The following is a 12970-nucleotide window of genomic DNA, read 5'->3' as shown; positions in this document are numbered from 1 at the left end:
CCTTTTAAATATTATCTTTGTAGCTATCGGCCCATTTTACAGCTTGTTTGTATAATTTTGGTAAAAAAGCACTGTCTAAATTAATGAGTGATACCGCTTTCTCAAGCGCCCACCAACTTCCGGTTTCATATGCTTTTACCGTTTCAAGAATATAATATAAGTCATTTTTCTCACCGGTTAGTGCTACTTTAATTTCATCTGGGAATGGCAGTTTATCAACCAACAAGTCCATTGGCTTATCTAAAATAGCATCAAGCAAAGAAAACAGCCCAGTTAAAAATGCCTCACCTTGAACTTGTTTGGCGACTTTGCTGGCTATTAATTCACAAAAGCGAGCGCGAATAACACACATTTGCATAAGCTCTATCGGCTTAGTGCGCGCGGTGTGTGCTGTAACAATTAGGCTAACAAACTTTTTTAAACGCGCTTGCCCTAGGTAAACCAGCGCTTGTTTTAATGAAGATATTTGGCTTTGCAGGGGAAATACACCACTATTCAATAAACGCAATAATTTATATGCTAGTGCTGCATCAAGCTCAAATAAACCGGTGATTACTTTCACATCAGGATCTGGCTTCATTACTTCTGAATAAATGGCAATGACAAGACCATAATTATAATGAATATCTTTTTGCTCTATCATTGCGGGGCGGGCAAAGTAATACCCTTGGAAATAATCAAACCCCATTTGGCGAGCTAATTTATATTCTTCATCGGTTTCTATTTTTTCAGCTAACAGCTTAATATTTTTGTGTTTTTTTAGCTTATTGACCACCAGTGGAATTTCATCCAGTGGCGTGAGCCGAATATCAAATTTAATTAAATTAACTAGCTTTAAAAAACGTTCCCACTGCGGTGAGTAAACAAAGTCATCAAGGGCTAATTTATAGTTACTGTGAAAGAGTTTACGGCATAGCTCGTAGGTATCGTCGGTGGGCTCTATGGTTTCGAGTAATTCAATAACCACATCTTTACAGGGTAAAAATTCGCATAAATCGAGTTTTAATGATTCAGGACCAATATTGATCAGCGCTTTTTTACCCGAAGTAATATGGCGAGTACCTAAGTTAAGCTGGTTTTCCATGATCAGGCGAGCCGTTGCTTGACCATCAGAAACACCAGGAAAGCAATTTTCAGGGCTATCGCGAAACAGTAGTTCATATGCAACTACATTTTGATTACGATTAAGGATTGCTTGCCTTGCCACAAATACCGACACATTACCTACTTTTTATTATTTCCACCAGACTAAGTAATTAAAGCGCAAATAGGAACGGATGTCACTGAACTTTAATAAATTTTTTAATATAAGTATGTAATATAATCAGTTACAACGTCATCCCAACCAAAGCGGCTGTTCTTAGCGCTATTTTTTATCGCTTGCCATTGCTTAGGATTAGCGTGATTTACATTCAAGGCCTCAGATAAACTATGCAACAGTGCCTCTGCCTGAGCTAATAAGGTATCACCAGTAAAACTAAAACCAGTCACATTATGCTCAACTGTATCTTTTAAGCCGCCAACACTGTGCACAAGACAAGGCTGACCTGCTCGCATTGCCAGCATTTGACTAATACCACACGGCTCAAAAGAACTAGGCATTAAAAATAAATCCCCTAGTTGATACATTAAATCACCAACACCTTGGCCATAACCTTTTAAAAACAATAAATTGCTATTTCGTGCCATCGCAGTGGTAAATAATTGTTCTAGTTTTTTATCGCCCGAGCCCAATACAATCAAGCGACCATTATATTGGTTTATAACCTTGCATACCTCATCAATAGTTAAACTATTGTTGTATGGCTGGCACAGCAGCAATACTTTTTGCTCGGTGAGCCGCCCTACACTGGTCACTAAAGGCCCTTGCTGCTCTGATGCCATAAATTGTAAAACACGTTGGTGAGCAATATAGTGGCTGCTGTCTAAGTGTACGTTTTTTGCCATCCAGCTAAAAAGCGTAGCTTCTATCTGCTCTAAAAGCTCGCTAAGCGTTGCCTGCTTCGGGTGTTGAGTTGTGTAATCACAGCCGTTGAGTATCCCAATCAGCTTGCCCTGCTCAGCCGCTTGTTGTAAATCACGCTCAAGTCCTTCACCACCAAAAAAACCGCCTGCATCGTTACTCGCAATCTGCACTTCTTGGCTATAACTGGGTGAAACCACATGTACTTTATCGGCTAAATTAATAGCACTGCGCATGGGGTTAAAGCAATGAGGGTAACGGGGATCACAAAGCAATTGGCCATCATAACTTAATGAGGGAAACCACGCTTCTAAGCTAGAGTCATCGTCTTTAAAAGGGCGAATACCTTGTAAGGCTAAGTTATGAACCGTGTACACCAAGCGCAGCTTAGCAAGTTTACGATAGCGAGGCTCAAATTTTAGTAACACCGCCACACAAGCACTGTGCCAGTCGTGTAAATGTAACGTGTTTGGTTGTTTTAAAACCCCTTGTAAAAGCGCTTCACAAATCGCGGCATTAAACAGTGCAAACTTACTCGCATCAGTAGCAAATGGACGATTGTTATCATCGTTGCAATACACACTATGTGATTGGCTGAACAAAGGGTGGCTTATTACTATTTGCCTCACTGCATTTTGCGTTTGTGGAATTTCAAACAGCGATAAAACGTGAGAGGCTGAATTAAACGCAACGTTGACTTCACCAATAAAACGGCGCTCACCCAATTCAAAGCCATAATCAGGAATTACCACATCAATCGTTAGTCCCTGTGCCGCTAACGCTTTAGGTACGTCACGTATGACATCGGCAACACCACCGACTTTGGCATTAGGTAACGCATCATTTTCTGCGGCAACCATTAATACATGCATTTATTTACTCTTATAGTTAGCTGCAAGGCTTTCGCCTTGCTATTTAATTATTGATTTAACTTAGTGTCTAACTTTGTCAGCATCTCGCGGGTTACCAAAACAATTCCCTTTTTAGATACTCTAAAGCCATTGGCTTCGTCGGTTTTACGATCATAACCAATTTCTAACCCTGGGGGGATCTCACAGCTTCTATCAATAATGGCACGTTTTATTTTACACCCACGGTTAACTATAACACCGGGTAAAATAACCGACTCTTCAATAGTACAATATGAGCGAATATGTACATTAGAAAACAGTAATGACTTTCTCACTAATGAGCCTGAAATAATACAGCCACCGGATACGGTTGAATCAACAGCCATACCCCGACGATCGTCATCATCAAAAATAAACTTAGCTGGAGGAAGCTGCTCTTGGTATGTCCAAATTGGCCAAGTAGGGTCGTACAAATCCAATTGAGGCTCAGGCATAACCAACTCCATGTTCGCTTCCCAAAATGAATCTAAGGTCCCTACATCGCGCCAATAAGGTTGCCCTACTTGTGCAGGATCTCTAAATGGGTAAGCAAACACATTATGCTCTTCGATAATGGCGGGAATAATGTCATGACCAAAATCACGTCCTGATCCTTCGGTTTGTGAATCTTTTTGTAATTGCTCAAATAAAAACTCAGTATTGAATACGTAATTACCCATTGACGCTAAGCATGTACCTGGTTTGCCAGGCACAGAGCTTGGTTCAGCTGGTTTTTCGTCGAATCGTCGCACTCGATTTTCTTGATCAACGGTCATTACCCCAAAGGTGTTCGCTGCTTCTTCAACCGCGACTTCTAAACAGCATACGGTCATATCGGCACCATTTTCGACATGCTTTGCTAACAAACCGCCGTAATCCATACGATATACATGATCGCCTGACAAAATCATTACATATTTAGGTAGTTCATGGCGAATAATATCCATATTTTGAAATACCGCATCGGCAGTACCGCAATACCATTCATCACCATTGCGCTGTGATGCAGGTAAAATCTCAACCGACTCGCCTAACTCCTTTTTAAAGTGCCCCCATGCACGATTTACATGGCGTATTAGCGAATGAGATTTATATTGCGTTGCAATCCCTACTCGTCTTACACCAGAGTTAATACAATTTGATAGTGGAAAATCAATAATACGGTGCTTGCCGCCAAAATAAACGGCTGGTTTTGCACGCCAGTCTGTTAGCTCATGAAGACGAGAACCTCGTCCGCCGGCTAGAATGAGTGCATAGGTGTCTCTGGTTAAATTACTTATATAGCGATTTGCATAACTGGGCATATTACTCTCTCCATTTAGTGTCAGCTATTAGTGTCAGTGTTTGTTTTTACTGTTTGCTGTGAAGTATCTAGTGGGGTTAAGTGCCATATGTCATCACAATATTGGCCTATTGTTCTGTCACTAGAAAATAAGCCACTGGCCGCGGTATTTAAAATACTCATTTGAGTCCAGTGGGTTTGATCAGCGTACGCTTTATCCACTTCACGCTGCGCTGCAATGTAACTGGCAAAGTCATGTGCGGTTAGCCATGCATCGTCTTTGCTTTTAATGCCGCTAATGACATCATCAAATAAGCCGGGTTCAAATAGATTAAAATGACCACTTTCAAGGAGATGCATCACGCTGTTTAGATCTGAGTTATTCGCAATAATTTCACTGGGATTATAATGCGCTCTAATTTCGTCAATGTGCTCGGCTTGTGCGCCAAATAAGAAGAAGTTTTCAGCTCCTACTGCATCGCGGATTTCAATATTCGCGCCATCTAACGTGCCTATTGTGAGCGCACCATTCATCATAAACTTCATGTTGCCGGTACCGGATGCTTCTTTACCTGCTGTAGAAACTTGCTCCGACAAATCTGTTGCAGGACATATAGTTTCCATGGCGGTCACATTGTAATTTGGTAAAAAGGCAACTCTTAAAAACATCGATACTTCAGGGTCTTTGTTGATCACCTCAGCAACATTATTAATCAGTTTAATAATTTTCTTCGCCATCATATAACCAGGTGCGGCTTTACCTCCAAGTAATACACAACGAGGTACCATGCCTTGTGTATCGCCACGACGAATGCGGTCGTATAAATGAATAACATGTAGGACATTGAGTAACTGGCGCTTATATTCATGAATACGCTTTACCTGCACATCAAATAGCATATTTACATCAAACTCGACGCCACACTTTTGTTTTACTAAATCGACTAAACGCTGCTTGTTTTGCCGTTTTGCCTGCTGCCATGTTACGTGCAATTGCGGATCATCATAAAAACGGCGTAATTGGCTAATTTTTGCAAAGTCGCCTACCCAGTCTTTTCCTATTTTCTCGCTAATAATATGGCTCAGACCCGGATTACAATAAGCAAGCCAACGCCTTGGTGTCACCCCATTGGTTTTGTTATTAAACTTTTCAGGCCATAATGAGTAAAAATCTTTAAACAAACCCGCAGTTAATAACTTAGTATGCAGTGCGGCTACGCCATTGACTGAATAACTACCAACAATGGCTAAGAAAGCCATGCGAATTTGCGGCTCTTCGCCCTCTTCAATTAATGATAAGTCTCGTTGCTTTTGCACATCACCCGGCCAATGCCTTGCAACCTCTGCTAAGAAACGGGCATTAATCTCATAAATAATTTCTAAAATACGTGGTAATAATTTAGCAAATAACCCCACTGACCACTTCTCTAATGCCTCCGGCAATAAGGTGTGGTTTGTATAAGCCATGGTTTTGGTTGTGATGTTCCATGCCTGATCCCAGTCGAGTTCATGGTCGTCAACTAAAATTCGCATCAGCTCTGCCACGGCAATACTAGGATGAGTGTCGTTAAGCTGAAAAATATGATGCTGAGCAAAATCAGTAAAATTATCTCCGTATTGCTCAATCCACTGGCTCAGTACATCTTGAATGCTTGCCGATGATAAAAAGTATTGCTGGCGTAAACGCAGCTCTTTACCATTTTCACTGCTGTCGTTAGGGTACAACACCATGGTTATTTGCTCTGCGAGGTTTTTTTGCGCCACCGCTTCTGAATAACTACCGGCATTAAATTCGGTTAAATTAAATTCATCGGTTGCTTCAGACTTCCAAAGCCTAAGGGTATTAACAATATTATTTTTATAGCCCGGAATGGGAACATCATAAGGAACCGCAAGCACATCTTGGGAGCTCATCCACTGGCGATGTTCACGGCCAAATTTATCAGTATAACTTTGTACATAACCCGAGAACTTAACTCGTTTAGCTTGCTCTGGAGCGCTCAATTCCCAAGGGTGACCTTCGCGTAGCCAGTTATCTGGCTGCTCAATTTGGTTGCCTTCTTTTATTGATTGATTAAACATGCCGTATTCATAGCGAATTCCATAACCCACTACTGGCAGCGCTAAACTCGCGCAACTATCTAAAAAGCATGCCGCTAAGCGCCCCAAGCCACCATTACCTAAGCCAGCATCATGCTCTGCTTGTTCTACATTTTCCAGCTCAGTACAGTAAGCTTGCAGTGCAGTACTTACCTGAGATTCTAAATCAAGGTTGAGAACCGCATTACCCAGTGCTCTACCCATTAAAAACTCTAGCGATAAATACGCTGTTTTGCGGCGTTTTTGTTGTTTAATTTGCTGATTAGTTTCTCTGCAACGCGCAACGAGTCTATCTCTTATTGTCAGCGCCAATGCATGATATAAATACAACTGCGACTCTCCCACCACATCACGCCCTAAGGTGTAATAAAAGTGGCGAGTTAAATCATCACTTAAGGTACTTTCATCAATAACCGGGCCTTCTTGCCAGCCTTTTACCACACACACTTGCTCGTCTTGCTTAGTCATAATCTTCGCCTTCTAAATTGGCACTAAAAACCCAACTACTTTGTGCTGAAATATTCACGGTTGCATCTTCTTCAACAACAGTTGATGCGTTATTTACGCTTGATAACACTAACGCCCATGTCGCAGTAATGGGCGATTGTGGTAATTGACAGACCACGGGCTGTTTACTGGCGTTTAAAATAATTAATAAGGCGTGCTTATTTTGCTTATCAAGTAAGCTATACATTAAAAATTGTCGCTTATCTTCATGCCAATGTGTTTCATCCATTTTTTTACCTTGCTCGGTGAACCACTTAACGGTGAAACGTTCATCAATATCATCTAAAAACACACTGTGTTTAAACGCACTGTGACCGTGCCTAATTTTTAATGCATCATCTATAAACTGAATTAAGCAATGGTTTAGTTGTGAGTCTTTCCATGCCAGCCAGCTTGTGCGGTTATTCTGGCAATAAGCGTTATTATTACCACCTTGAGAATGGGCCATTTCACTGCCAGCGGCTATCATTGGCACCCCTTTAGAGAGTAGCAAGGTAAGTAAAAAGTTTTTTTGTTGTTGGAGCCGTAAGTTCATAATTTCAGGATCGCTACTAAATCCCTCAACTCCGCAGTTGAATGAATAATTAGCGCTGTGGCCATCTTGATTATTTTCACCATTTGCTTGGTTATGTTTGTGCTCATAACTGACTAAGTCGGCGAGGGTGAAACCATCGTGGCTGGTAATAAAGTTTATGCTATTTAGTGGGCCTCGATTGCTATGTTCAAAAATATCAAACGAGCCATGTAAACGCTTAGCTACATCACTAATAATGCCTTTTTCACTTTGCCAAAAGCGTTTAATCACATCACGGTATTGATCATTCCACTCACGCCAAGGAGCAGGAAAAGCACCTAACTGATACCCACCAGGGCCTATATCCCACGGCTCACTGATCAGTTTTACTTTATTTAATATAGGATCTTGTGCAACGGCCTGTAAAAACGTATGAGAGGCACTAAAACCCGTACTTGAACGCCCTAAAATGGTGGCTAAGTCAAATCGAAAGCCATCCACTCCCATAACTTCTACCCAATACCGCAAGCTATCAAGAACCAATTGCAAGGTTTTTGGATGATCAATATTTAAGGTGTTACCACAGCCAGTATCATTTATATATACATTGGGCTGCCCATTAATAGTGCGATAATAAGTGAGGTTATCGAAGCCACGTAAAGACAATATAGGTCCATCACTGCCGCCCTCAGCAGTATGGTTGTATACAACATCTAAAATAACTTCAATATTGGCGCGGTGTAATTCGCTAACCATCTGTTTAAATTCGTTTATATCGTCATTAACCAAATAGTCTTTGTGGGGAGTAAAAAAATTGATGCTATTGTAGCCCCAGTAATTTTGCAGGCCTTTAGTAATTAAAAACTGTTCACTTATAAACGCATGCACAGGCAAAAGCTCAATAGCGGTCACCCCTAAACTTTTTAAATGCTCAATAAAGCACGGGTGGCTTAGGCCTAAAAACGTGCCTTGCTGTACTTTTGGAATACCTGGATGACGACAGGTAGCACCCTTTACATGACACTCATAAATTACCGTATTAGCCCAGCTATGCTGTGGCTTTTTATTGGTATAAGCAACCGATGTAGTCACTTTAGATTTAGGCATATCTATCGCATTATTAACCTCGCTTTTAGTGCCTATCGGCATTTGTCCGTAATGGCGCTCGCTCCAAGTAAACTCGTTAAACAAGTCTTTTGCATAAGGGTCAATCAATAACTTATGTTCATTAAATAACATGCCCTTTTCATGGTTATACTCACCATCAACCCTAAAGCCATATAATGCGCCAGCGCTCAGTGGCGCAACGTGAATACTCCACACCCCGCCTTCATTAATATTCATAGCTATTTTTAATATTTCTGTATGGCCACTTTTATCAAATAAACAAACAAAAGCTTGGCTTGCATTAGGGGCGTATAAGGCAAAGTTGACACCGTTGTTTTGTACAGTCGAGCCCAATGGAAGAGATGCACCATGGGTAACCTCAAAGCAATTACTCATTATTCACCTTTTGCAAGTAAACAGTGGTTAAGCCACCCATCTGTAATGTAATACTGTGATCAAAGCCATGGCTTGGTTGATTAATTGAATGAATAAGTTGGCTTGGCTCATCAGTGATATTAATGTCTGAGCCAAAAAAACATGACTCATCAGTATTTAATATCACCTTATAACTGCCTTTAGCAGGCACGCCTAAAGTAAAATGTTGATAAGCAGTAGGGGTAAAATTAGCGACAACAACCATAAAATCGTCAGCACTTTTAGCATAACGAATAAAGCTAAATATACTTTGCTGATTGTTATTATTATCTATCCATGAAAAGCCTGTAGCACAGCTATCAAGCTCATAAAGTGCTGGGTGGGCTTGGTACACATGATTAAGGCGTTTAACCGTATCTTGAATACCTTGATGACTTTGATGCTCAAGCAAGTGCCAGTCTATTGAATGGTCATGATCCCACTCTTTTCGCTGTGCTATTTCGGCGCCCATAAACAGAAGTTTTTTTCCTGGATGCGCCCACATGAACGCATAATAAGCCCGTAAATTAGCAAACTGTTGCCAATCGTCACCAGGCATTTTGTTTAGAAGTGAACCTTTACCGTGGACTACTTCATCATGACTCAGTGGTAAAATGTAATTTTCACTAAAAGCATACACCATAGAAAATGTCATTTTATGATGGTGGTATTTCCTAAATAGTGAGTCTTGCTGCATGTAATGCAGGCTGTCGTTCATCCAGCCCATATTCCATTTGTAACCAAAGCCCAAACCATTATGCTCAACACTTTGTGTCACCCCAGGCCACGCCGTTGACTCCTCAGCAACCATCATAATACCGGGGTTATTTTTATAACTGCGTATGTTTACCTGTTTAAGGCACTCAATTGCCCCTAAGTTTTCTCTGCCACCGTAGCAATTAGCCACCCATTGCCCTTCTTTTCGGCTGTAATCAAGATACAACATAGATGCCACCGCATCTACTCGCAGTCCATCTATGCCAAATTGACTGAGCCAATACATTGCATTTGATATTAAAAAGCTTTTAACTTCAGGGCGATCGTAATTATAAATATAGGTATTCCAATCAGGGTGAAACCCTTGACGCATATCAGCATGTTCATATAAATGGGTGCCATCAAAACAATGTAACCCATGAGGGTCGCTTGGAAAGTGCCCCGGCACCCAATCCAGTAAAATACCGATATTGGCTTTATGGCATTGCTCAATTAAGTATTTAAAGCTGTTGTAATCACCAAAGCGGCTTGTAGGCGCAAACAAGCCTACCGGCTGATAACCCCAAGAACCATCAAACGGGTATTCACTGATAGGCATAAGTTGTAAATGCGTAAACCCCATTTTAACCACGTAACTTACAAGCTTATCTGCCAGCTCGCTGTAGCTTAAATAACGATTATGCTCAGCGCGTTGCCAAGAACCTAAGTGCACTTCATAAATACTAATAGCGGCATCAATATGATTACGCTTTTGCCTATTTTTGATCGCTTGTTCACTAAGCGTGATAGGGGTGGGTTTGTATTGTAAAATGCTTGCTGTACCTGGCGCTTGCTGCATTTTAAAAGCAAAGGGATCGGCTTTATCTAAAACTTCACCACTGAGTGTGGTGATAGCAAATTTGTAGCACATATCGGCGCACAGCCCCGGGATAAATAACTCCCATACTCCACTAGCCGGATGAAATCGCATAAAGTGACGATTGGACTGCCAAAAGTTAAATTCACCAATCACTGAAACGCTGGCAGCATTTGGCGCCCACACACAAAAACGAACACCGTCAACGCCCTGTTGAGTAATAAATTGCGCGCCTAAGTGCGCATAAGCATGCTCAAGACTCCCTTCATTGAACAAGTACATTGCTTGCTCATCAAGGGTACTACTAAAACTGTATTCATCGTAAATGGTAATATTATTGCTTTTATAGCTAACATGACATTGATACATACTGCTCGGCATGCTTGATAGCTCAGCTATAAATAAATCACTTTGTTTATAGCGCAATGCAGTAATTGTTTGATCACCAATTAACAATTCAACCTGCAGTGCTGCTGGCAAATACACTCGAATTTCTATGCCGCTTTGTGTACTGTGCGCTCCTAAAAAACTAAACGGGTCTTTAAAGCGTCCTGCTGCGAGCGCAGTAACTTGTGCGTCATAATCAGCCAAAGGCGCTGATTTCATATTTTTTATACTGCCCATTTACCCATTCCTCATTGAATGTATTGCAGTCAAAAGTGATGCATTATCAGTAAAAATATCCTCGCACGTATGTGTTAACACCCGTCTCCAATTGGGATATTCTTTATCTGTACCCGGAATGTTAACTGGGTAGCATTGTTTGTCTAAGTCATCAATTTGTAGGGCAAATAATCGCGATGGCGACTTTGCTAAACACAAAGCCAGCGCGCTATAAATCGCAAAAGCATCGGTGTTTAATGACATGTCAGAATGTGTGTCTTGTGCATTAATAAAATCAACTAACCGTTGTTGCTCTTGTTGACGTTGCTGCACTAGCTGCTGGTGTTTAGTGGCATCAATCAGCTGATACTGTTGTTTGAGGGTTAAATCACTATGCTGCCACCAGCCAACAAATGGCGGTACGTCATGATTGGCAATCATCAGCAGGCATTGTTCGCTAAGCTCATCACGATTAACAAATTCATCATTCTGTTGTTTTTCGAAATAAAATAAACTGTTTGAAAAAATTCCACTGCTCACCAGCGCTTCTTTTACTTCAGGTGGCACAACACCTAAATCTTCGCCTATCACGACAGCCTTATTTAGGTGAGATTCTATTTTCAAAATAGCTAACAAGTGCTCGAATGGATAGTAAACATAGCAACCATCTTGGCTGTTATTATTGTTAAAGCACCACCATAAACGTCTAATTGCCATAACATGATCAATGCGTAATCCACCCACAGCATTCATATTGGCGCGTATAAGTGAGCGGTAAAAGTAATAGTTATTGTCAGCAAGGCGCTGAGGATTTATTGCTGGCAAACCCCAATTTTGGCCACTTTCAGCCCAAGGATCCGGTGGAGCTCCTACAGTCGCATCTTGGCTAAACAGTTTCTGCTGATGTTTATATTCGCTGCCCTCTTTAGCACAGCCAACTGCTAAGTCGTTAATCAAACCAATCGCCATTCCTTGGTCGATACAATGTTGTTGGCACAGTATGAGTTGGCTATGTGCTTGCCATTGCAGGTAATGGTCGAATGTCGGTTCTGTGGTTTCTAGCATAGCAAGTACATCACGGTGCTGTTTACAAAAGGCTGTAAACTCGTCTTGCCGTGCTTGACTACCCTGTTGTTGAAAATGCACAAAAAGCAGTTTAAAGGCATTATATTTCTGCTCAGTAACCGTTTTATAATTGATAAAGGTTATATCTTGCTCACTGTGCGACGTTAAACAACAAGAAGATAAGTAATCATCTAAAGCGGGATTGTTAATACTATCGGGCGATAAGTTAATTGCTATATACAATGGATTGAGTAACGCGCGGTTACTGGGGTTATAGGGACTAGCGCACTCTGGGTTATCTGCAAATAATAAGTGCAGAGGATTAAGTAAAATATAATCCATTTTTTGTTTTGCACATAACGTGGTTAATTCAAGTAAATCATTAAAATCACCAATTCCCATTCCGGCTTGGTTTTTTAATGTATATAACTGAATTGATAAGCCAAGGCGTTTACTATCGGCAATTTGATACACCTTTTCCGGGATAGACCAAATTTGTGTAGTTGCCGATTGCGCTCCCATACTCAGCAAAGCATCATAATAACCCGTAGGTAAATGGGTAAGTGGCAACGCTATTTCAATATAACGGCAGTCATTTAAAAAATACTCGCCTAATGGCGCATAGTCAGCAATTTGTTCAAATTGTAGCTTAATATTTAATGCAGGTATGTTAAGCGTAATTTTATGGTGCGCGTCGGTTTCTTTAATACGTACTTTAAGCACATTGCTAGGCTGCTTTACTAAGCTAACAGCCGGTGCAAGCGTTAACCAAGTGGCTGCATCTAATTGGTAATTTAACTTATCTATTTGCGCTGCATCACTGGTGTCAACGCCACAACACTGCAAGGCTAACTTGCGCGTTTGTTCGCTAAAAACAACGTGTTCACCAGTGTACTTAGTGTATTCATAGCCTATTCCATGCAAATAAAATAATTGCGATAGTGCGTCCATT

General features: G+C 41.0%; 7 protein-coding genes. All 7 read right to left on the bottom strand.

The window, feature by feature from the left end:
- Positions 1-4 precede the first annotated feature (4 nt).
- The 7 genes from PUND_RS17730 to malQ all read right to left on the bottom strand — a co-directional run bounded on the left by PUND_RS17730 (position 5) and on the right by malQ (position 12969).
- Positions 5-1219: an EAL and HDOD domain-containing protein gene (locus tag PUND_RS17730; RefSeq protein ID WP_010388929.1), complete on the bottom strand. Its 1215-nt coding sequence runs from the start codon at positions 1217-1219 to the stop codon at positions 5-7.
- 83 nt (positions 1220-1302) lie between these two features.
- A complete protein-coding gene (locus tag PUND_RS17725) occupies positions 1303-2835 on the bottom strand; it encodes a glycogen synthase (protein WP_010388930.1) in 1533 nt (510 codons plus the stop codon).
- Positions 2836-2882: 47 nt separating this feature from the next.
- Positions 2883-4157, bottom strand: a complete 1275-nt coding sequence (gene glgC / locus PUND_RS17720) for a glucose-1-phosphate adenylyltransferase (RefSeq protein WP_010388932.1) — start codon at positions 4155-4157, stop codon at positions 2883-2885.
- 20 nt (positions 4158-4177) lie between these two features.
- Positions 4178-6703 (bottom strand): glycogen/starch/alpha-glucan phosphorylase, encoded by a 2526-nt coding sequence (locus PUND_RS17715; protein WP_010388933.1) that lies wholly within the window; start codon positions 6701-6703, stop codon positions 4178-4180.
- Positions 6696-8759: a glycogen debranching protein GlgX gene (glgX, locus tag PUND_RS17710; RefSeq protein WP_010388934.1), complete on the bottom strand. Its 2064-nt coding sequence runs from the start codon at positions 8757-8759 to the stop codon at positions 6696-6698. Before glgX ends, PUND_RS17715 begins: the two co-directional genes overlap by 8 nt.
- A complete protein-coding gene (gene glgB, locus PUND_RS17705; RefSeq protein WP_010388935.1) occupies positions 8752-10974 on the bottom strand; it encodes a 1,4-alpha-glucan branching protein GlgB in 2223 nt (740 codons plus the stop codon). Before glgB ends, glgX begins: the two co-directional genes overlap by 8 nt.
- Positions 10975-12969: a 4-alpha-glucanotransferase gene (malQ, locus tag PUND_RS17700; protein ID WP_010388936.1), complete on the bottom strand. Its 1995-nt coding sequence runs from the start codon at positions 12967-12969 to the stop codon at positions 10975-10977. It abuts the gene before it with no gap.
- Position 12970 lies beyond the last annotated feature (1 nt).

The organism is Pseudoalteromonas undina, assembly GCF_000238275.3.
GTDB lineage: Bacteria > Pseudomonadota > Gammaproteobacteria > Enterobacterales > Alteromonadaceae > Pseudoalteromonas > Pseudoalteromonas undina.
The sequence above is the reverse complement of the archived record's forward strand: the minus strand, read 5'-3'. Positions and strand labels throughout refer to the sequence as shown.

What these genes read in the sequence shown, in the direction of transcription:
- PUND_RS17725 (WP_010388930.1), bottom strand. Translation starts at nt 2,835, where the DNA reads ATGCATGTATTAATGGTTGCCGCAGAAAATGATGCGTTACCTAATGCC.
- glgB (WP_010388935.1), bottom strand. Translation starts at nt 10,974, where the DNA reads ATGGGCAGTATAAAAAATATGAAATCAGCGCCTTTGGCTGATTATGAC.
- glgX (WP_010388934.1), bottom strand. Translation starts at nt 8,759, where the DNA reads ATGAGTAATTGCTTTGAGGTTACCCATGGTGCATCTCTTCCATTGGGC.
- malQ (WP_010388936.1), bottom strand. Translation starts at nt 12,969, where the DNA reads ATGGACGCACTATCGCAATTATTTTATTTGCATGGAATAGGCTATGAA.
- PUND_RS17715 (WP_010388933.1), bottom strand. Translation starts at nt 6,703, where the DNA reads ATGACTAAGCAAGACGAGCAAGTGTGTGTGGTAAAAGGCTGGCAAGAA.
- glgC (WP_010388932.1), bottom strand. Translation starts at nt 4,157, where the DNA reads ATGCCCAGTTATGCAAATCGCTATATAAGTAATTTAACCAGAGACACC.